Source organism: Alteromonas sp. 5NW40-0090 (genome assembly GCF_057552975.1).
This window is the reverse complement of the sequence record NZ_BAAJLT010000010.1, coordinates 146,178-167,854: the sequence shown is the minus strand read 5'-3', so window position 1 is coordinate 167,854 and position 21,677 is coordinate 146,178. Positions and strand designations below refer to the sequence as shown.

Sequence of the window (21,677 nt, the reverse complement as noted above, 5' to 3'; positions counted from 1 at the left end):
GTGGGAATGCAGGAATGTGTCCCCTTTCAAATTCCCAGAATGCAGCTAGGAAGCTTGCCAGACCTTCCCGAAGGGCGAGTTTAAAATGTTCGTACTCTTTGTTGTGTCACCTTGATGTAGAACCACTATACCTGCGGTAACACGCCGCGATTACGAACATTTTAACTCTCGCTGAGTGGGTAATTATCTATGTGGACTGGTATCATGGTGCGTCGTCAAAATAATAATGGACCAACATTTATGGATTCAACGTCACGCCCAAGTTTGTTTCAGCGCTACATGAATGGCAGTTTGGTACTGCAAATTATCATTGGTATTGTATGTGGTATTGCGATAGCTACTTTTTCACCTTCAGCAGCTCAATCAGCAGGGCTGTTGGGTAACTTATTTGTAAAAGCCCTAAAAGCAATTGCGCCTTTATTGGTTTTTGTTTTAGTCATGGCGTCCATCGCCAACCACAAGCAAAACGAGCAAACCTTCATAAAACCTGTTTTGGTGCTCTACCTTGTAGGTACGTTACTGGCCGCGCTTACCGCCGTATTGGCAAGCTTCGCTTTTCCTACAAGCTTAAGTTTAGTGACCTCAGACATTAGCCAAGCTGCGCCGAAAGGGGTGTCGGAAGTCCTCACTACTTTGCTTTATAACATGGTAGATAACCCGGTAAATGCGTTAGTAAATGGAAATTACATAGGTATTCTCACATGGGCTGTAGGCCTAGGCTTAGGTCTACGTCATGCTAGCGAGGCAACGAAAGCGCTACTTCAAAATATGGCAGATAGCGTAACAACCGTGGTGGGTTTTGTTATTAAACTCGCGCCCTTCGGTATTTTTGGCTTGGTAGCTAATACGATTGCTACAACGGGTTTTGAAGCACTGCTTGGCTACTCCCATTTATTAACGGTACTGATTGGCGCGATGCTATTTATCGCACTAGTGACCAACCCTTTGTTAGTATTTCTGGCAACCAAAAAGAACCCTTATCCTTTGGTGTTCAAATGCCTTAAAGAAAGTGGCATTACGGCATTCTTCACTCGTAGTTCGGCGGCGAATATCCCGGTAAACATGGCGCTGTGTAAACGCTTAAAGCTTGATGAAGACACCTATTCGGTATCTATACCGTTAGGCGCCACCATTAATATGGCTGGGGCTGCGATCACAATAACCGTGTTGACGCTAGCTGCGGTTAATACCTTGGGAATTTCTGTAGATTTCCCTACTGCCGTATTGTTAAGCGTTATTGCTGCGGTATCAGCATGTGGAAGTTCAGGTGTTGCTGGCGGTTCGCTGCTGCTTATTCCGCTTGCCTGTAGCCTGTTTAATATACCCAATGAAGTGGCTATGCAGGTAGTTGCGGTGGGCTTTATTGTTGGCGTACTGCAAGACTCTGCTGAAACAGCATTAAATAGCTCCACTGATGTCTTGTTTACCGCCGCTGCGTGTGAAAGGGCAGGCGGCCAGTAAACATAAAAGCGTCAAACGTTAAAGCGTTAACTCGTTAAGTGTGCGAGCTTATTGCATCTACTGCTTCAAAAATTAGCCGTGCAGCCAGCTTTGCTGTGCGGCTATCAATATCATAATTGGGGTTCATTTCCGCAACGTCACACAATCTCCATTGATACCCGTAAGTGCTTTGATGCTGTGCTAAAAAGTGTAGCGCGTTGATAACAAGTGTGGGGGAAATTCCCAATGCACTGGGCGCGCTAACCCCAGGCGCTTGTGCTGCTGGAAATGCATCTAAACATACAGTGACATAAAGCTCATCGATGTCTTTTAGCATCGGAGATAGCAGCTCATCTATTCGCTGCATGCACAGTGATTCATCATTTAACGCCACGTCGGTTAAATAACGAGTCTTGGATGTATTGGCAAAGTTAAACAGCGCTGGTGTATTGGCTGCTTTCGATACGCCCAAACAAGCGTAATGAAACGGTGTATCGTGTAGCTGGCAGTGCTCATAAACTTGCCTGAACGGCGTACCTGAACTGGTGTTTGGAGAAGGTTTTCTCAAATCAAAATGGGCGTCGAAGTTAACAATACCAATACGGGACGTTTTTGAACTTGCATTAAAAACGCCTTGATAGCTACCCCATGCAATTTCATGTCCCCCTCCCAGTCCAATGACCAATCCACCATTTTGCTTGAGCGCAAAGCAGATAGCGTCGGCATATTGGGTTTGTGCCTGGGCTAAGTTCTCTTTAGCAGTAACATTCCCTAAGTCAAGTAATGATGCGTGAGGCCAATGCCAGGGCAAGTTTGCAAGTGATTGGCGAATAGCGTTTGGACCCGCGGTTGCACCTACGCGGCCTTTGTTAAATGCCACACCCAAATCACTTTCAAAACCAACAAGAGTAATGGTGTTGGTAAAGGCGCTATCTTCACCATCCTCAATTTCGTTAACTTTTTGATGCCAGCGCAAGCCTTCAGCACCATCTTCGCTGTCTATTCTACCTTGCCACTTAAACATGTTTGCCTTCCTTAAACACCGCGATGGGGCGGTGGCCATTAATACAATAGGCGAGCTCTGCCGGCGTTTCGATATCCCACAGCGTTAAGTCAGCAAGCTTGCCTGCTTCAATAACACCTCGGTCGTGCAGCCCGAGTGCGCTAGCTGCGTGAGCAGTAGCACCGCGTAGCGCTTCTTCTGGCGTAAGTTGAAACAGCATACACCCCATATTTATCGCGGTAAGGATTGAGGCTAACGGCGAACTACCTGGATTAAAGTCAGTGGCTAAGGCCATGGGCACATTGTGCGCCCTTAGCGCGTCTACCGGCGGCTTTTGAACTTCACTTAAATAATAAAACGCGCCCGGTAGTAATACGGCAACCGTACCACTTTGGGCAAGTAAGGGAATATCGCTGTCAGCTAAGTATTCGATGTGATCTACCGAGAGTGCACCGTACTTAGCCGCCAAGACTGCGCCTTTGCTGTCGCTAAGCTGTTCTACATGAGCTTTAATGGGTAAACCGTGCTGCTGTGCGCAGCTAAACACTCGTTCTGTTTGTGAAGTTGAAAAGCCGATGGTTTCACAAAATACATCAACGGCGTCAGCCAAGTTTTGCGAAGCAATGTGAGGAAGTGCCTCGTCGCAAATAAAATCGATATATCCGTCTGAGTCCTCAGCAAATTCATTGGGCAGGGCGTGAGCGCCTAAATAGGTAGTTTGAATACTCACAGGAAGGTGCTGCTCAAGGGATTTAGCCACGCGTAACATACGCACTTCAGTGTCTAAATCCAGCCCGTAACCTGATTTGACTTCAATGGTGGTAACACCTTCTTCGCACAGTCGCTTTGCTCGCTTTATCGCAGTGTGAAGCAGGGTGTGTTCGTCAGAGCGTCGAGTTTTTTCAACCGTCCCTTTAATGCCACCGCCGCGCTGCGCAATGTCTACATAACTAGCGCCCTGCAATCGCATTTCAAATTCTTCGGCGCGATTGCCGCCATACACCAGATGCGTATGACAATCGATGAAACCAGGCAATAGCCACGGGTGTTTGGGCGTTGAACCTTCATTTTGCGGAATTAGGGTAGTGGCATCTATTACGCTTTTGGCCTGCTTAAACACGTCGTCTAGTGAGTCATCGCAAGGAACTAACGCAGCAATTTTGCCGTCTTTTACGGCAATGGCGTGTGGCGGTAATTCGCCATAAGGCAACTCGTTGTCTTGCATAGACGCAATGCGAACATTGTAAATAAGCGTGTCGTACTGATAACCCATAACGTGTTCCACTCTAAGCCACCTTTTGTTTGCTTCGTTGTCTAGCTCTGTCCTGAGCCTTTATTAAAACTTAGTGCAAATTTTGAAATCAGTTTACTTGTGCATACTTGTATATACAAGTATGCTGTTAGCATATTATTAACAATTTAGTTGTGAACCCACGATATGCAACCTCGATACAGGGTAATTAAAACAGCAATTTTAGATGCCATCGAAAGTGGTGAGATGAAGCCGGGTAGCCAAGTGCTTTCAGAAAACCAACTTGCCCAGCTGCACGGTGTAAGCCGGATGACTGCGCGAAGAGCGTTAAGTGAAATGGTGGACGAGGGCATTTTAATGCGCAGCCAGGGGATTGGCACGTTTGTGTCAGATAGTCGCCCTATGAGCTCAATGCTTGAAATCAAAAGCATTCGCGATGAAATAGAGCAGCGGGGGCATAGATACACTAACGAGATATTGGTGTTGGAAACCTCGCCAGCTAATGATGCTATTGCTCAACGACTGGGTATCGATGTGGGAGAGCCAGTATTTCATAGCATTATCGTACACTGCGAGAACAACCTACCTGTGCAGTATGAAGACAGATGGGTTAACCCAGCGTGGATTAACGACTATTTAGATAAAGATTTTAAAGCGCAAACCGCAAACTTTTATCTAAACCAAGTTGCCCCCCTCTCTCAGGCGGACCATAGCGTAGAAGCTGTAATTGTTGAAAAAGATATTGCGCAAGCGCTACTGATAAAGCCTAAAGAGCCCTGCCTAAAGGTTACTCGACGGACATTTTCTCGTGGGCCGGGGAAAGCAACTGGCGCAAGTGCTGTGGTTAGCCACGCTGTACTTTTCCATCCTGGCAGTAGATACCGACTGGGAGGACACTTAGAGTTTTAAGTGTAAACGCGCCTAGGACGCTAACTCTCAAGGCGCTTTTTTAAAGCTACTGCTTCTTATAACAACAATATTTCAGTAAAAGAAAAAAGATGCCTAGGAGAAGTTTATGAAACGCCTCGACCCTACAAGAGAAATACGTGCCCCAAGAGGCAGTACGCTAAATGCCAAGAGCTGGCAAACCGAAGCGCCGCTTCGCATGTTGATGAATAACTTAGATCCGGACGTTGCTGAGCATCCGCAAAATCTGGTGGTTTACGGCGGTATTGGGCGCGCGGCCCGTGACTGGGCGTCTTACGACAAAATTGTTGAAGTACTCAAGCGTTTAAATACTGATGAGACGCTGCTAGTTCAATCAGGCAAACCTGTTGGGGTATTTCCCACTCACGAAAATGCCCCTCGTGTGTTAATTGCTAACTCTAATCTCGTACCCCATTGGGCTAATTGGGAGCACTTTAACGCTCTGGATAAAGAAGGTTTGATGATGTATGGGCAAATGACGGCAGGGTCATGGATATACATAGGCTCTCAAGGCATTGTGCAAGGCACGTATGAAACCTTTGTGAGCGTGGCCAAAACACATTTTGAAGGAAGCGCTGAAGGACGCTGGATTTTAACAGGGGGCTTAGGCGGTATGGGTGGGGCACAGCCACTTGCGGCTACCATGGCCGGTTTTTCAATGGTGGCAGTGGAAGTTGATGAAACCCGCATAGATTTCAGAATTCGAACGGGCTATTTGGACAAAAAAGCGCATTCGCTAGAAGAAGCTATGGGCTTGTTAGATGAGGCCAAGCAATACGGTAAACCAGTTTCAATAGGCTTGCTCGGCAATGCTGCTGAGGTATTTCCCGATATGCTAGAAAAAGGGATTATTCCTGATGTGGTAACCGATCAAACCAGTGCCCACGACCCGCTTAATGGCTATTTGCCTGTAGGTTGGACACTGGATCAAGCCGAAGCGCAACGCAAGAAAGATGAAGCGTGTGTCGTTAAGAAAGCAAAACAGTCGATGGCGCTGCAAGTTAAAGCCATGCTGGGTTTTCAAAAAGCCGGTGCGGCAACGCTCGACTATGGCAACAACATTAGGCAGATGGCGCTGGAAGAAGGCATTGAACACGCTTTTGATTTTCCAGGGTTTGTCCCCGCTTATATTCGGCCGTTGTTCTGTCAGGGCATTGGCCCCTTTAGATGGGCTGCTTTATCTGGTGACCCAGAAGATATTTATAAAACTGACGCTAAAGTTAAAGAGCTCATACCCGATAATCCGCACCTACATAACTGGCTAGATATGGCTAAAGAACGTATTCAGTTCCAAGGCCTGCCCGCGCGTATTTGCTGGGTGGGTTTGGGTGAACGACAAAAGTTGGGGCTTGCCTTCAATGAAATGGTCCGCAGCGGTGAGCTCAGCGCGCCTGTCGTGATTGGTCGTGATCATCTCGACTCTGGCTCGGTAGCTTCACCCAATAGAGAAACTGAGGCCATGCTCGATGGTTCAGATGCGGTTTCGGACTGGCCTCTACTAAACGCGTTATTAAACACTGCGGGTGGCGCAACCTGGGTGAGCCTTCATCATGGTGGTGGTGTAGGAATGGGCTTCAGCCAGCATTCGGGCGTGGTAATTGTTTGTGACGGGACTGATGCAGCTGCTGAGCGAATTGCTAGGGTACTGCATAACGACCCTGCTACAGGCGTTATGCGTCATGCCGATGCAGGCTATGACATTGCAAAAGACTGTGCCGCCAAACACGACCTTGACCTTCCTATGATAAATTCTGTGGCTAATAATCAAGGGGTTGGCAATGAAGGCTCAAATTATAGCTCACACCATGATAGCTCAAACCAAAACCTAGACGGGGAGGCGTAATCATGTCCCAGACGTCTTTTTTTGCTGAGCAAGAAGGTATTAAAAAGCTAACGCTGGTTCCTGGTACCTTAACCCTAGAACAGTTAAGAGAAGTACATCGGAACCACGTTCATTTGTCCTTAGATGAAAGCGCAATACCCGCTATAAACGCAGCGGAGCAAGTAGTGCTTAACGTGATTAAAGAAAATCGTACTGTCTATGGTATCAATACTGGCTTTGGATTATTGGCTAACACACGTATTAACGTTGACGAATTAGAGTTATTACAGCGCAGTATTGTGCTGTCGCATGCAGCCGGCACGGGCGATTTTATGCAAGAAGACACCGTGCGCCTACTTATGCTGTTAAAAATAAACTCGCTAGCACGGGGTTTTTCGGGCATTCGGTTAAGCGTAATAAAAGCGCTCATTACCTTGTTTAATGCCCAAGTTTACCCCGCCATTCCTGAAAAAGGCTCGGTAGGCGCCAGCGGCGACTTAGCGCCTTTAGCACACATGAGTGTGGTGCTGTTAGGAGAAGGGGAAGCTTTTTACAAAGGAGAGCGTATAAGTGCAGCTAAAGCATTAGAAATAGCTGGCATGGAGCCAATTGCGCTAGCGCCAAAAGAAGGCTTAGCACTATTAAACGGCACGCAAGCTTCGACTGCGTTTGCTCTCCAGGGGCTTTTTTATACTGAAAATGCGCTTCACAGTGCTATCGGTATTGGCGCGCTTACGGTTGAAGCTGCGTTAGGTTCTCGCGTGCCCTTCGACGCGCGCATTCATGAGGTGCGCGGCCATAAAAGCCAGTGCGATGTAGCCTCGGCTTTCAGAGCATTGCTAGATACTTCAGAGATTGGCAACTCACATCAACGGTGTGAAAAAGTGCAAGATCCGTATTCGCTGCGCTGCCAGCCACAGGTAATGGGGGCCTGTTTACAACAAATGCGCTATGCCCAAGACATTTTAGTGACGGAAGCTAATGGTGTTAGCGATAACCCGTTAGTTTTTGTAGAAAGTTGCGATGGTTCAAGTTCGGGCGAAGCGACCGCTGGCGATATTTTATCTGGCGGAAATTTCCATGCCGAAACGGTGGCGATGGCCTCAGACATGTTGGCTATCGCACTGTCTGAGATTGGTGCGCTGTCAGAGCGCAGAATGTCGCTAATGATAGATACTCACTTAAGCGGTTTACCGCCATTTCTAGTTGAAAATGGTGGGGTAAACTCAGGGTTTATGATCGCACAGGTTACCTGTGCGGCGCTTGCTAGTGAAAATAAAACCCTTGCGCACCCTGCTTCTATTGATTCTTTGCCAACGTCTGCAAACCAAGAAGACCATGTTTCTATGGCTACCTTCGCTGCTAGGCGCTTAAGAGATATTTTCGACAACGTGGCAGGTATTTTGGCCATTGAGTGGTTAGCGGCCTGCCAAGGTTTAGATTTTAGAAAGCCCCTTGCAACAAGCGAAAAGCTGCAGGTGCTGATGCTGCTACTAAGAGAGCAAGTGCCGTTTTACGATAAAGACCGCTATTTTGCGCCAGACATAGAAAAAGCCAAGCAACTGATTAAGCGATGCGACCTTATGGATAAGACACAGTTAAACCTGTTAGGCTAGTATGATCCAGGCTTGATGTTTCGAGTAAACACTTGTAGATCACAAATAGAGTAGAGGTGGGAATGATATGCAAACAAATGGACGTTGGTTAATTTCAAATGAGGCTCGTACTTCTATGAATCGTGCTTCGATGAAAGATGCTTTTAAGAAGGGCGCTTTTGTAAAAAGTTCTGTGTTGGGTTTACTCGCCGCGTCGGTGCTTACATTGGCAGGCTGTAGCGACAGCGAAGTGGGTGATGTGTCGCTTGGGCTTTTTACCACAAAAGATATCAAAATTGATGCGCTTCAAGACCCTGTTGTCACTGGCGTCACCTGTCATATTTCAAGTATTGAAGCGAACCTAGATTTGTCTGATCCGTCAGATAGCTCCATTGCGTGTAGGCAAACCGGTCCGATCACAGCCGAGATGTTAGAGGCAATTGACAAGTCGGATTCAGGGGAAGTGATTTTTAAAAAATCAAAGAGCGTGTTTTTTAAGAATATGAAGCTTCGACGAATTTATGATGCTGACTCAAAGACGCTGATTTACTTGTCGTACAGCACTAAAGAAACATCGGGCAGTTACAAACATAGCTTATCTACCGTTCCCCTGTGGGAAACACTTGCGTTTAAGAAGTCCGCATAAATTTTAATGTGCAACCAACGAAAATGCCCCCGAAATACTGGGGCATTTTTTGTTGTGTCTAATGAAAGCGATGCTGATGTTCAGCGCCCACCTCAATTGAGTAGAATATATTTAACAGCAAGGTTTCGACTTTTTGTGCTTAATCGCCCCACTCCTTGAACCGTCAAAAAAAGCGCGTATAAACCAGCATGGCACTCAGAGCTGTATCATCGTCAGTCAGCGGGCTATCGCTAATGCTATCGTCAAAGAATGTGGCGCCAACCTCTAAGCGGGTCATGCCACCCAGAAATTGGCGGGTGGAAACAGCAACGCGAACCTCTGTGTTAAGTGCGCTATCGCCGACATATGTGTTTCGAAATGCATTAGCTTCTTCAGGTCGTACACCGTAATAATAGTCGACATAGTTGCTGTCTTGGTAGTTAACGCCTACCGATGGCTCTATCATGAAGTTATTTATTCTAAACTGTTTGCCAATTCGAGCGGATGCCTGGTAGCCATCGAACTTACCAAGAATATCCGCATTGGTTGACAATGAATACACCCAGCTTCCCGTATTATAGTTGAGCCCAACGCCAGCCGCGTAACTAAAGTCTCTGTCTTCCATACCACTAAATACAGCGCTGTCATCTTCTTCATAACCTGCAAATACCGGCACAAGTTGGGCATCAAGGGTGAAGTCCTTTTTTCTAAATAACTCATAGCCTATGAATGGCCCGTATACCCGAAGTTTTTCACCGGTGTAGCCAATAATAGGAATAGGCACAATGCGGTTATCAAAATCGGTATACACATCTTGGGATGCGGCGACACCAAAACCCCACATCCAGCCTTGGGGTTGTTGTGACCCCATTGGTTGTTGTGCAGTGACGGGGGAAGAGAATGCGAGTAATGTTGACAGGCTAGCTGCGCCTAAACACTTTAGTAGAGTCATCAATAAATTTCCTTTTTTATCACATTACAGCCTAAGCTTCCGATTCGATCAATATTGAGGGTGCTTTCTACGCTTACCTACTCATATGTGTAGAGTGATATGCAGGCGATTTACGCAATGGAAATTTTCCTGACCTTAACTCAGTATGAGGAATGTTTATTGCAGTGAGATTTAACGCAATATTGAAAGTTGAATAGTAAGTGATACTGCAGCTCTCACGGAAATTGAGCGTGATATAAGTTCGCCACGACCACTTGTAGATAGGGGAAGTAAGGTTGTATTACCTTAAGCGCCATTTTATGCAAAACCAGAATAGTATTAATTTAGTATTAAGCTTGGTGGTTTTTAAATAAGGAAGTGATATGAAATTCGTGACAAAGCTTGGTGCGCTGGTCGCCGTATCAATGCTTGCGGCAGGATGTGTAACGCAAAAAGGTATGGACTCAAGTGAAAGTATGCCTACCGAATCGAATGTCGAAACAACAAGTTCAGTTGTTAAAACAGACAGCAAAGCGTTGAAGCAAGGTGTTGATGCTTCGGGGCAAGAAAGCGAAAACACAGCCGAAACTGCTAAAGAACCGACAGAATTACCCAAGCAGAAAGTAGGGATTTTCATTAATGCTAATGAGTTTCCCTCGCATACTCATATTGGTACCACCAAGTTTAATAACTTCACGAAAGAGTATGCATACGACTGGCAACTAGCCTCTACGTTTTTTACTAAACTAAAGACAGCAATCGAACAATCAAATCGCTTTGAAGTGGTTGACGTAACGCCAAAAGTGAAAGGTGCGTGGCAGCTAGACTTCGTGGTGAAGCAGAATGACAATTGGTCGTTTAATGAAAACCAAAATGCCCTTAGAAAGTCGCTGCTAGCTGATGGTGTTTCAAGGATCATTGTCGTCCAAGAGGCACCTACGGTAGCCATCACTGAATGCGGTACATATGGCTGCGCAGAACATGAAAGCAAAGGCGTTGGTTTGTTTACGCGAAGTTTTTTAGGAACCGATCATTACGTCGCGTCTGCTAGCTTTGATGTAAGCTTTGAGCGCTTAGATAAACCTGTAGACATCGCAGCGCAACCCGAATTTAGTGAATTACAAGATGACGCCAAGAAGAACGTGCGTATTGAAAAATTTCTTCCACCTGAAAACTTCGATGAAGTCACAGAAAACGAGTTGGCGCCTATCAAAAAATCGATTATTAGGTACTTCGACCGTGTAGCTGAAACGGTGGCTAACTACTTATCTAATCAGTAAACCTAACAAAATGTAAACCGGGCACTTGATCAAGTGCCCGTTTTTTTATGTTTTTCCAGCAAACCTAAAGGGGCCGAAGATAACGATTTTTGTATTTCTGACTACCTGCAATTGCCTGATGAAGGCTCATTTCACCAATTGTCAAAAGGCGATATTTCGGCGTTTTTTTGTGAAAGAGGCTTATGGCAAGTTATTGGGCGATAGCTCGACAATTCTGGCTCGTGAAGTAATGAAAATGGAGTTATAAAACACATTGTCTTTGTAGAATACATGTGCGATTTTATTGAGACACCTAATCATACGTGAAGGTCTAGTAGACGTTAAGTGGAATAGAGTGAGCTAACTAGGTTTAAAAATATAATAAAAAGATGCAAAGGAATAAAAATGAAATTGCCGTTTAAGTTGTTTTCAATAGTCTTTATGGCCATTGTTGTGGCAGGGTGTGCGTCAACGTACGTGCCACCTACAACAGGTTACAAAGCCCCTCAGCAAAGTAAGATTGGAGTTTTGGTTGTCGCTAAAGAGAACCCTAGCCATACCCATGTTGGAACGACGATATTTAATAATTTCAGCAAAGAATATGAATACGATTGGCAGCTTAAAGAAAATATTTTCAAAATTTTTGAAGATAAAATTGAGAGCGGAACGACATACGATGTTGTAGACATATCAAACCTTGTTTCTGAAAGTGATACGCTTACCTTTGTTGATGTGGTAAATAAAGAATGGGTATTTAACGAAAAGAGCGCGAGCACACGAGAAAAGCTTATCGCTGAGGGCATAACAGCGGTTGTTATCATTAAAGAGACATCCACATTAGCAGCAATGGAGTGTGGCATGTATGGCTGCTCAGAACATTACAGCCAAGGTTATGGACTTTTTACTAGAAGCTTTTTGGGTCTAGATAACTACATGGCCTCAGCTAGCTTTGCCATTTCCATAGAAACCATTGATAAGCCAGTGGACATCACGCGATTAGCGCATGTAAAAGAAACTCAAACATACTTGGCGAAACACAAGCCATTAGAAGATTTTGCCGATCCTGCTGACTTTGAGAATATGACTGAAGAAGAGTTAGCCCCAGTGAAAGCTGCTCTTATTGAGTATTTCGATAACCTAGCGGGTATAACTCGACAGTTTTTAGTAGGAAACGAAGAAGTTTAAGGTCAATAAAGTATTAACCTTAATGCGATAAAGAAGACGTAGTATTTAAGTAGAAAAAGGGGCGTTGAACGCCCCTTTTGATACTACTTAAGCGTTTTCTTTATGCGCCAAAAACTCTTCGTAGTTTCCATCGAAGTGATTCAGTTTCTTGTCTTTAATTTCGATGATTTGCGTCGCCAGTGACGAAACGAATTCACGGTCGTGACTAACAAAAATAACAGTGCCATCAAACTTGTATAGCGCATTGTTCAAGGCTTCAATCGACTCCATGTCCATGTGGTTAGTGGGTTCATCCATTACTAAAACGTTGATGTCTTGAAGCATTAGCTTTCCGAACAGCAAACGGTTTTTCTCACCACCAGAACATACCTGCACGCGTTTGTTGAAGTCGTCAGACGTAAATAGCAAACGTCCTAACATACCTTTAATTTGCAGGTCATCGTGTTTAGGGCTGCGCCATTGGCTCATCCACTCAAACATAGTGATATCTTCGGCAAAGTATTTAGCGTTGTCCTGCGGAATGTAGCCAATCGCAGCGTTTTCAGCCCACTTATAGCTACCTGCGGTAGGTTCGATGTCATTAACCAAACACTTCAAAAGTGTGGTTTTGCCAGCCCCGTTCTCACCAATAATCGCCAAGCGCTGACCTGCTTCTAATAGCAAGTTAGCGTTGTCGAATAGCGGAAGATCTGGGTAGCTATGCCCTAATTCTTCAAGAGTAATAGCAAGTCGGTGAAGTTTCTTATGTTGGTTAAACACAATATAAGGCTTACGGCGGCTAGACGCTTTTACCTCAGCTAATTCAATTTTCTCAAGACGGCGGGCACGCGAGGTGGCTTGTTTCGCTTTCGATGCGTTGGCAGAAAATCGCGCTACGAAGCTCTGTAGCTCTTCGATTTCCGCTGACTTCTTAGCATTCTCTGCATGAAGCTGTTCTTGAACGAGCATGGCAGCTTGAATGTAGTCGTCGTAGTTACCTGGATAAACGCGCAGCTCACCGTAGTCGATATCGGCCATGTGCGTGCATACAGAGTTTAGGAAGTGTCTGTCGTGCGAAATAATAAGCATGGTCGACTTACGCTTGTTAAGCTCTTCAGCAAGCCAACTGATGGTGTAGATATCCAAGTTGTTGGTTGGCTCGTCTAGAAGCAGAATGTCTGGCTCGGCAAATAACGCCTGCGCCAAAAGCACACGTACTTTTTTACCAGGTGCGACTTCCTTCATTAGACCAAAATGATAGCTTTCGTCGATGCCAGCAGAGTTTAATATATCGCCTGCGCGGGCTTCGGCAGTGTAACCATCCATCTCGGCGAATTGGGTTTCCAGGTCCGCCACGCGCATGCCATCTTCTTCGCTCATTTCAGCCTTGCTGTAAATGGCGTCGCGCTCTTGCTTAACTTCCCATAGTTCACGGTCACCCATGATAACGGTATCGACTACGCTAAACTCTTCAAACGCAAACTGATCCTGACTCAAGATACCTAGCTTTGTGCCTGGCGCCATAGAAACGTTGCCCGACGATGGGGTAAGTTTACCGCTTAGAATTTTCATAAAGGTAGACTTGCCACAACCGTTTGCGCCAATCAGGCCGTATCGGTTGCCGTTGCCGAATTTTGCGGAAATATTTTCAAATAATGGCTTAGAGCCAAACTGCATTGTGATATTTGCGGTGGTAATCAAAACAGGTATCCAGGGGTAAAACGATGAGAAGAGGTAGTAGTGAAAGCGATTGTCACTTCACTAATATATAAAAGCGCGCGCACTATAAGGAATTGAGGGCTACATGTCGAGGGAATTTTGAACAGTTATTGCGCTGATGTGCTTTTGGCGAAGCTTATCAAGTATAAACTGGATTGCCTGAGGGCTTTTGAATGAGTTATGTGACGAGTTAACAATTGTTGTGTCTTTTGCCTCAGGTAAATATGCGCTGCTATAACTGACGACAGAGTCAGTTATAGCAGCGCATTCTGTTTCTGACTGGCAATACAAGGTACTGGTTGAGCCAATAATAGAATAGCTCTCGCCTTCTACAGGAATGTCGGCTAATGCTGTCATCAGCGGGTGATTGGGGCGCAACACTTGGACGCTATCTGGCCCGTAGTTTTGCAAGAAAGGAAGCATAGCTGCGGTTAATCTGCTCACGCCTACTTTGTCGATAAATTTTTTAAATAGCGCTTTAAAACTAAAAGGGAGTGTGATGAGTGAAGAGCCTAACGATCCTATAAGACTATTAGCTATTTCTGAGCCTCGGTGTGGCGTGTCGAGAAAAAACACCGTATTCTCTTTGTAGACGGGATTAAATATAAATATATCTCGCAACATTTCATCACCTTCAGCGATTAGCGCTTCTGGTGGCTCTGTGAAAGTAGTATCCCACAACGTGTTATCTGAATGCGTTGAAATCAGCTTTGCGATTACGCCGCCCATACTATGCCCTATCAATACCGCAGATGAAGAAGTGCCTTCCGATGACGCTATCCGCTGGTTTAGCTTGTCCAGCAAATTGCGAACTCGCATGGCGTTATAGAAAGGAGGAGGGCCTGACGGGTAGTACACGTGCAATATCTGATAGTGTTGAGATAATTCTTCGTCATTGAAAATAGCCATTGTGAGATAGCGCCAAATTAGCGGGTCTGAATTGAGGCCATGAATCATAATAATCGGAGTTTTAACTGAAGAAAGCTCTCCAATACTAAAGACTCCCATTCTCTTTTCAGCGTCTTGTGCATTAGTAAATCCTAGCCAGCTAAAATTGTGGATGTCGGCATTTTGCAATAGGGAAAGGTAAGCGGCAGCAGGTGAGTACCGTTGCGTGTATGTGTTGTGTCCAACCAGTATTTCGGTAGGCACATCGACGTGTTGGGCTCGCAAGGATATGTGAATTCTAAGCCCTTTCAATACAACCGACTCAACTTGAAGGGAGTAAGGGGAGTAGATACCTTCTAGTGGATAGTTTAGGTCAAGGCTACGGCCATTCTGTGCTTGGTTGTTAATTCGAGTCACTGCTGCACTGCCAAGTTCACCAAATACCTTAGGAGAGAGGCGAGCGTCTAAGGCTTCTATTTCTGAAACTAAATCGAGCTCGCTTGGGCCCGAGTAGTTAACCTGAATTAAGTTGTCAGGTGTATGTCTAAGACGGAATAGCTTGTTTACTGCGAGGTTATACCCGTCGATCCCTATAGCACGATGCGCTTCAGAAAGACTGTCCCTTTTTAATAAGGTCATGTAGCAATCGAGCGCAAGCGCGATATCTAGCATAGTACTCTGCTCGTACGATGTGCACCGAGCAGCCAGTTGTATGTTGTCGAAGTGGCTTAAGTCGGGCAAATAGCCATAGCCATACGCACCGGCCAAAGACAAAGGGGATACTTTTTTACGCATAAACTTATCTGAACTGCATGCGCTAATACAGCAGATAGTCGCTACCAATACCCAATAAATGAAACTCTGCTTGATGCGCATTTCACCCAAACGCTAAAGAAAATATTAACCCCAATACTGTCTTTTATAGCGTGTTTTTGTCAAAAATTGCACCTGAAACTTAACTCCGTATGGTATGAGGCGTGAAATAGGCGTTTCGAATCACCCGGTCATTCCACGAAGTGCCCCTTACTGTTTGTTGCTCTTTTTACATTAGCGGCAAGCAAATAATTCCAGCATAAAGAAAATATTACATAAAAGTCAGCGCGCGGTGATGTATCAATGCAAAATCAACGAATAAAGCTTTGATCACTGTTTTCGCATAAAGGTCTCTTAAATCGTTATTTTAAAGAGAAAAAAATGGAACCTTGTCTATTATAAAAAAAGGTTTTTTTAGTTGGTCTTAATCTTGCTGTGCTTATCTACTGAAAATAAACTGCAGAGCGCAAATGCGTCTGCTGAATCAGTGCGAAGTTTTATTTCACTCTAGTTTATCGTGAGTTAGGTAACGCAAAAGAAGAATAAAACTGGGCATTTTAAAGAGGGAAACATCATGAAATTTTTGAAAAAAATTGCGATTGGTTGCTTTTCGGCAACGGTTTTAATGTCTGGCAGCGTGCATGCAGAAGCAATTAGCTCAGATTCCGTAATGCAAACTCAAGCTGCTCACTACAATAAGCAGCAGCTAATTGACATGGTTAATCGTGCCGACGTGCAGAGTAAATTGGTAAGCTTAGGTGTAGATAGCAATCAAGCTATCGCGAGAATCAACGGCATGACCGACAGTGAAATTGCGCAATTAAATGATGAAATTAATCAAGCGCCAGCGGGTGGTGTTGTAGGCGCAGTGCTTACTGTACTTGCTATTATCGCAATTTTGGACCTAATTGGTGTAACTGACGTTTACCCATTCATTCGTCCTGTGAACAGCTAATTGGATGAACAATTTAGTTAAAAAGGCCTGCGCGTTAGCAGGCCTTTCGCTTCTATTTTTGCTTTCAGGCTGTCAGTCCACACCTCAAGCGGACAAGCTGAGGCAAGAGGGACTTGCCTCTTTACCTGAATCTCACACTATTCAATCTGTTCCGTTTTTTCCCCAAGAACAGTTTTATTGCGGGCCTACCACACTATCTGAAGTGTTTGGTTACTATGGTGAAAGCACCTCTCCAAATGACATTGCGCCTAAGTTATTCATTCCTAACAAAGAAGGCAGTCTTCAGCTGGAGATGATCACGGCTACTCGGCAGTTTGGTTTTTTGCCCTATACTGACCGAGGGACATTATCGTCGATTATGTCGTTAGTTAAAGACGATATCCCAGTGATTGTTTTTCAAAATTTGTCCATCCAGTTATTACCCCAATGGCACTACGCTGTTGTTATTGGGTTCGATAGTGATAAGGGGACGGTTACTTTACATACCGGCCTTACGCCTAATCACGAAATGTCGCTTGAGCTTTTTGAAAGAACGTGGGGAAGAGGAAATTACTGGTATTTGGCACCAGTTCCTCCTAATGTAACCTCGCCTGAGATGACACCGTTCACTTATGTAAGTGCGGCTTACGACATGCTTAAAGTGGGAGATAAAGCGCGTTCATTGGCGTTTTTGGAAACCGCGTCGCATACATGGCCAACGTACTGGTTAAGTTATTTCCTGATTGCCAATTATTACTTAGAGCAAAACGACAACCAAGCAGTGGTTTGGTTTGAGAAAGGCTATGAAGTGGGGCAGCACCAACATGTTTATGTTCACAACTACGTATTAGCTTTGCGCGAAAACAACATGCCCGAGAAGGCAAATACAATTCTAAAACAGGGGCTTGAACGCTTTCCCGATAACGAACCGCTGTTAACATTGGCTGAGAAATAAACCTAAACTTTAAGAGTATTCGCATTTACGAAAACTTATCGTCTACTATTAACCTAGGAAGTAATTGTGAAAGTAGGCTATGCCAAAAATACTGAGCTCATCAACAATTTCGTACGAGAACGGAGTAGTCACCACTCGACTCTATGGCGCGTTTAATGAAAAAAGTGCGGAAGACTACAGCGATCGTCTTTTTAAACTAGTCATAGGACTGAATCAACGACCCTTTTCCCTTCTTGCAGATATTAGCCAAGTAGAAGGTGCAACTCCTGAGGCCTTCGACATACTCAAGCGTATTATAAAACGGCTCCCTGATATGGGATTAATCGCGAAAGCTTATGTTTATAAAGGACCTGTTATACGCGGAATAATGTTTCAGAGGATACCCGAGCTCAAAAGTATGGATTATCTTTTTTTCACAGATATTGACGAAGCTTCTTCGTGGTTGTCTCGCGAATATGAACGCAAACTATCTCTGCTTTCTGATTCCTAATTAGCCTGTAATAAGTTAATAGCGCAATTAACTATCTCATTTCCCACATCTGGTTGGTGCAGTTAACTCTAGTGGTTAACCCCTATGGTGGATGGGCGTTTTTTGCTCGATCCTAATTTGGTTAACGCTATCTAGTCGTTGCTCAGTATTAACGCTGAACGCATTGATAGCTCCAAATTTTAAGGATTGAATAATGAAAAAAAGAACCCTTATATATGCTGCGGTAGCAGCGGCTTTACCTTTCGTAGCAAGCGCCTCTAAAGTACACGTACCCTTAGATACTTCATCGCACCGCATTGCCGAAATAAATCTAACTGACAATGTTGTTAACCCGCCAGCAAACAGCTTGTTTCAAATGGCGTTAGACCAACTGCAAACCACATTCCCATCATCTACATTACGAACAGCTAATGGCCATTTAGATAGTGTTTTTGGTATTGCCATTGATGTTTCAGGAACGTCGCCCGAACAGATGGGGTATGACTTTATAAGTCGTCATTCTGCCCTTTTAGGTGGTCTAAGTGACGGGGATTTTGTTTTTAACCCTCACCGTAGTAGAGCTGCACTGGGTGGTCATTTAGTAAGATTTGACCAAGTCATAGATGGTGTAAAAATTAAAGACAGAGGCGTTGGGCTTTTAATTGATGAGTCTCAGGTAGTGAGAGCGCTGTTCGCCGACACTGCTATAAATACGCCTATTGCAAATACACAGGTTCTTTCTGCGAATAGCGCTATCAGCGTGGCAACCGCCGATTTAGCGTCTTACAAGCGGGCATTGCCCATAGAAGCTCTTGATGTACTGAACCCTGCTTTTTCTCAAATAGAAAAAAGCCTAGGCATATTTGCCAAGCCAGTACCACAGAAAGTGGTTGTACAGGATAACAATGAACTTAAACTGGCATGGAAGTTCTTTTATTACTCGTCAAATCCCTTTGGTGTGTTTGAGTATGTTATCGATGCCCAGTCGGGAGACATTTTGGCGCGTAATGACCGGGTCAGAACCATTCTTCCTACAGGTGAAAATGAAGTTACGCAAACGGGGCAGATTGGCTTGGTTCAGCAGACTGCGGATTATTTCCCAACATTTCCACCCATTACGCCGTCGATGCAAAGCGAATGTTTGATAGAGGACGATGCAGGTGGCTACACCGGCAAACCGAAAGGGATGGAACGCATCAACTTACGTAAGTTTGACGATTCCAACTTAGTGACGGGGGTTGAAGGTTTGCTTACCGGTAAGCACGCGCTTATTGAAAGCGCGATGCTGACAAAAGGGCCGTTTCCACAAGCGGCAACGGGCACGTATCACTTCAGTGAGGATGCTGCCATTGAGGCAAGACCTGTCGAAGATGATCACGTAACGCCTTCTACGGCACATCACATTGACGGCATCAGCCAGTTTATTTACATCACCACATTGCTCGAATATTTAGATTACCTTCATAAAGACGGCGATGCTGTGCATAGTCGTGGAGTGGGCGATGGCTCGTTTCCTAATAGCTATCCTAACGAAGCGATACCGTTAACCGGTGTGGTACATATTCCGAATGTGCTCGACCCACCAGATAATCCAGCAGATCCCGAGTTTATGGCTAAGCTATTGGGTTTAGACAACGCATTTGCAGTGCCGTTATCACAGGAAATTGCAGGTGAAGAGGTCGTGGTTAACCCGACCGCTTACGGCCATGGTTACTTGTTCAACAACCTAGCAATGGACTTCTCGGTTCCCATTCATGAAGGCACACATGCGACAATTACCCCTATCGCAGGTTTTGAAGGCGAGCCAGAAGGTGGTGCGCTTAACGAAGGACAAGCCGACCTTTGGGCATACACGGTAGGCGAAACACCGGATTTAGGTACTTACCCCGTTAATTCGTGCGATTTACGAAAATTCTTAAGAGAGCAGGGGGTTAATCCCGACTCATTTGAGTTTATTCGTTCTGCACAGAGCCAAATTCGTTATTCGCAGTTAGGCACAAGAGACAACGCATTTGAAGTGCATCGTGATGGAGAAATTTACGCGGGTGCAATGTGGGATTTAAGAGAGCTTATGGTGGCGCTGCAGCCTAGACAAGACTTTGTTCGCCCCGACCCAGTTACCGGCGATCCTACCCAAGAAACTAGCTTGGGCAAAGAAACGTGGGAACGTATCTTCCTAGGCTCAATGTACGTGCTAGGGATATCTGCGCCAGACACTTTCGTGCGCGCACGAGATGCAGTGTTAATTGCAGATGCCGCCTTATATCCTACCGATCCTTTAGATTTAACTTCACCGGGTCGTCATCATGCATTAATTGAGCGTGTTTTTGCCGCTAGAGAGCTAGGTGCAAACGCGAAAGCACCGTTAGGCGGTCGACAGACTATATCAACGGCAGTGAGCGAGTTTACGGCTACCCAGGCTAAGCCATCGACACCAGACGCTATAGACGCGCATATTATTTCAGATGATGCGATTGAAATTACGTGGGAAACCGTACCTGACGCTTTTGCTTATCAATTGCTAAAACGCAAAAAAGGGGCGAGTGCGCGTTTGTTTACGGGTGTACCAACCCGAGAATACTTTGACGGCGACCTCACATTCTCTGGCTTCACCCATGTTGAATTTATTGTGGGCGATAATCGCTACATAGACAAAGGGCAAGGTTTAGGGCGTGGTGCAGGTCAAGGCATAGACTCGTTTGACTATGAATACGTAGTGCGTGCAGTCAGCCTTAACCCTAATCAGCAAGTTGGTTTTTCTAATATGTCAGGGATTGCTTCAACCGGTTTGAACACGGTGGATGTGAGTGAGCAAGTTGACTACAAAGTGGGTAATGTTAACTACAATAACGGCATTTTCGCCTTTGATATTGCGTTGATAAATACTGGCGACGAGAGAATTTACGGTCCGGTTGATTTCGATATTACCCATATTAGCAATGGCAGTATTACCGTATTGAATGCAGATAATGGTGGCACTGGTAAAAACGGCGACATAGCAAGGTTCCGTTTCGATCAATCGCTAGATGTAGACAGAACATCTGCACTGCGTTATCTAAAGTTTGATAACCCAAATGGAAAACTCTTTACGTTCCAAGCGCGGATCAGCGGCTACGAAGCTGGCGCTTCGTCAACGGGCACTGGAGAAACAACTACCTTTGATACGTCTGAGCCAAAAGAACAGTCTGTGGTTTACCATAATATTGAGGAGCACACTGGTGTTGTCTTAATTGGCGCAGCGGATGAAGCGTTGGTTGATGGCGTTGACTATGTTGATATTCCATTTACAGCGCTGCCAAGTGCATCAAGTGTAGTTGCAACGCTGAGCGCTGATGTTGAGGTAGTAGCAGTGCCAGATCTTGACTTTGAACTGCTAGATGCCGAAGGCAATATTATGGCGAGCTCCGGCAACTTGGGCTCTAATGAGCAAGTTGGCGGTGGCATTGTTCCCGGCGAAACCTATCGTGTTCGCGTAAATGGTTGGGCTAACGGCCCGACGTCATATCGGGTTGTTATTGACCAGTTTGTAAGTGATATCAACGACGCAAACGTTGATCAAAACGGTAATGCGACGACGGGAACAGTAACGTTCGAGTTTAACCCGGTAACAGGGAAAGTATTGCCCTTGAACTTACTTAATTAGTCGTCAGCAAAGGCGCTTAGAATCTGGGCCGAATAGTCGGAAGGTAAGCTACATATAAGCGTCTTGCTTAAGGCTTATAAAACCGAGCAAAGCCCTATATTGTGAAAACAGTATGGGGCTTTTTTTTACTATCTTTGATAAACAGCAAGCATAATGAATCTGCGTAGGAACAAACAATTGGTGCACCTTTTGCGTCTTCTTTCCCGTATTAACGTTTAGCTAATAAAAAACACCATAC

At 45.1% G+C, this 21,677-nt stretch carries 16 protein-coding genes; 11 read left to right on the top strand and 5 right to left on the bottom strand.

Annotated features, from left to right (window positions below; translation table 11 throughout):
* Positions 1-240: 240 nt before the first annotated feature.
* A complete protein-coding gene (gene sstT / locus AC27KT_RS13975; RefSeq protein ID WP_487130904.1) occupies positions 241-1,461 on the top strand; it encodes a serine/threonine transporter SstT in 1,221 nt (406 codons plus the stop codon).
* Positions 1,462-1,495: 34 nt separating this feature from the next.
* Here the strand turns inward: sstT and hutG are convergent, their stop codons facing one another.
* On the bottom strand, positions 1,496-2,464 hold the full coding sequence (gene hutG / locus AC27KT_RS13970; RefSeq protein ID WP_487130902.1) for a formimidoylglutamase: 969 nt from the start codon (positions 2,462-2,464) through the stop codon (positions 1,496-1,498).
* The gene (gene hutI, locus AC27KT_RS13965) at positions 2,457-3,716 is read right to left on the bottom strand and encodes an imidazolonepropionase (RefSeq protein WP_487131002.1); all 1,260 of its coding nucleotides are present in this window, start codon (positions 3,714-3,716) and stop codon (positions 2,457-2,459) included. Before hutI ends, hutG begins: the two co-directional genes overlap by 8 nt.
* Before the next feature lie 165 nt (positions 3,717-3,881).
* Between hutI and hutC the strand changes: the two genes are divergently transcribed.
* The 4 genes from hutC to AC27KT_RS13945 all read left to right on the top strand — a co-directional run bounded on the left by hutC (position 3,882) and on the right by AC27KT_RS13945 (position 8,685).
* Positions 3,882-4,604 (top strand): histidine utilization transcriptional repressor HutC, encoded by a 723-nt coding sequence (gene hutC, locus AC27KT_RS13960; RefSeq protein ID WP_487130900.1) that lies wholly within the window; start codon positions 3,882-3,884, stop codon positions 4,602-4,604.
* A gap of 106 nt (positions 4,605-4,710) precedes the next feature.
* Complete coding sequence (hutU, locus tag AC27KT_RS13955) at positions 4,711-6,465, top strand: urocanate hydratase (protein WP_487130898.1); 1,755 nt, start codon at positions 4,711-4,713, stop codon at positions 6,463-6,465.
* Between the two features lie 2 nt (positions 6,466-6,467).
* Positions 6,468-8,060, top strand: a complete 1,593-nt coding sequence (gene hutH, locus AC27KT_RS13950; RefSeq protein WP_487130896.1) for a histidine ammonia-lyase — start codon at positions 6,468-6,470, stop codon at positions 8,058-8,060.
* Between the two features lie 130 nt (positions 8,061-8,190).
* Positions 8,191-8,685, top strand: coding sequence for a CreA family protein (locus AC27KT_RS13945; protein ID WP_487131000.1), 495 nt, complete (start codon positions 8,191-8,193; stop codon positions 8,683-8,685).
* A 163-nt stretch (positions 8,686-8,848) separates the two neighbouring features.
* Here AC27KT_RS13945 and AC27KT_RS13940 read toward each other — a convergent pair whose 3' ends face one another.
* Positions 8,849-9,616, bottom strand: a complete 768-nt coding sequence (locus AC27KT_RS13940; protein WP_487130894.1) for a MipA/OmpV family protein — start codon at positions 9,614-9,616, stop codon at positions 8,849-8,851.
* 362 nt (positions 9,617-9,978) lie between these two features.
* Here AC27KT_RS13940 and AC27KT_RS13935 point away from each other — a divergent pair, with 362 nt between their 5' ends.
* Together AC27KT_RS13935 and AC27KT_RS13930 are read left to right on the top strand one after the other, a co-directional pair.
* Positions 9,979-10,875: a hypothetical protein gene (locus AC27KT_RS13935; RefSeq protein ID WP_487130892.1), complete on the top strand. Its 897-nt coding sequence runs from the start codon at positions 9,979-9,981 to the stop codon at positions 10,873-10,875.
* Between the two features lie 384 nt (positions 10,876-11,259).
* Positions 11,260-12,039, top strand: a complete 780-nt coding sequence (locus tag AC27KT_RS13930; RefSeq protein ID WP_487130890.1) for a hypothetical protein — start codon at positions 11,260-11,262, stop codon at positions 12,037-12,039.
* An 87-nt stretch (positions 12,040-12,126) separates the two neighbouring features.
* Here the strand turns inward: AC27KT_RS13930 and AC27KT_RS13925 are convergent, their stop codons facing one another.
* Positions 12,127-13,719, bottom strand: a complete 1,593-nt coding sequence (locus AC27KT_RS13925) for an ABC-F family ATPase (protein ID WP_014951404.1) — start codon at positions 13,717-13,719, stop codon at positions 12,127-12,129.
* Positions 13,720-13,818: 99 nt separating this feature from the next.
* The gene (locus AC27KT_RS13920) at positions 13,819-15,420 is read right to left on the bottom strand and encodes an esterase/lipase family protein (protein ID WP_487130887.1); all 1,602 of its coding nucleotides are present in this window, start codon (positions 15,418-15,420) and stop codon (positions 13,819-13,821) included.
* Between the two features lie 592 nt (positions 15,421-16,012).
* On the opposite strand from AC27KT_RS13920, the gene AC27KT_RS13915 reads away from it, so the two are divergent.
* From AC27KT_RS13915 to AC27KT_RS13900, 4 genes are all read left to right on the top strand, one after another.
* Complete coding sequence (locus AC27KT_RS13915) at positions 16,013-16,393, top strand: PA2779 family protein (RefSeq protein ID WP_014951406.1); 381 nt, start codon at positions 16,013-16,015, stop codon at positions 16,391-16,393.
* 4 nt (positions 16,394-16,397) lie between these two features.
* The gene (locus tag AC27KT_RS13910) at positions 16,398-17,327 is read left to right on the top strand and encodes a PA2778 family cysteine peptidase (protein ID WP_487130885.1); all 930 of its coding nucleotides are present in this window, start codon (positions 16,398-16,400) and stop codon (positions 17,325-17,327) included.
* 79 nt (positions 17,328-17,406) lie between these two features.
* Positions 17,407-17,817 (top strand): hypothetical protein, encoded by a 411-nt coding sequence (locus AC27KT_RS13905; protein WP_039224650.1) that lies wholly within the window; start codon positions 17,407-17,409, stop codon positions 17,815-17,817.
* Positions 17,818-18,010: 193 nt separating this feature from the next.
* Positions 18,011-21,439 carry a M36 family metallopeptidase gene (locus AC27KT_RS13900; protein WP_487130883.1) on the top strand — a complete coding sequence of 1,143 codons (3,429 nt, stop codon included), beginning with the start codon at positions 18,011-18,013 and terminating at the stop codon, positions 21,437-21,439.
* Positions 21,440-21,677: the final 238 nt, after the last annotated feature.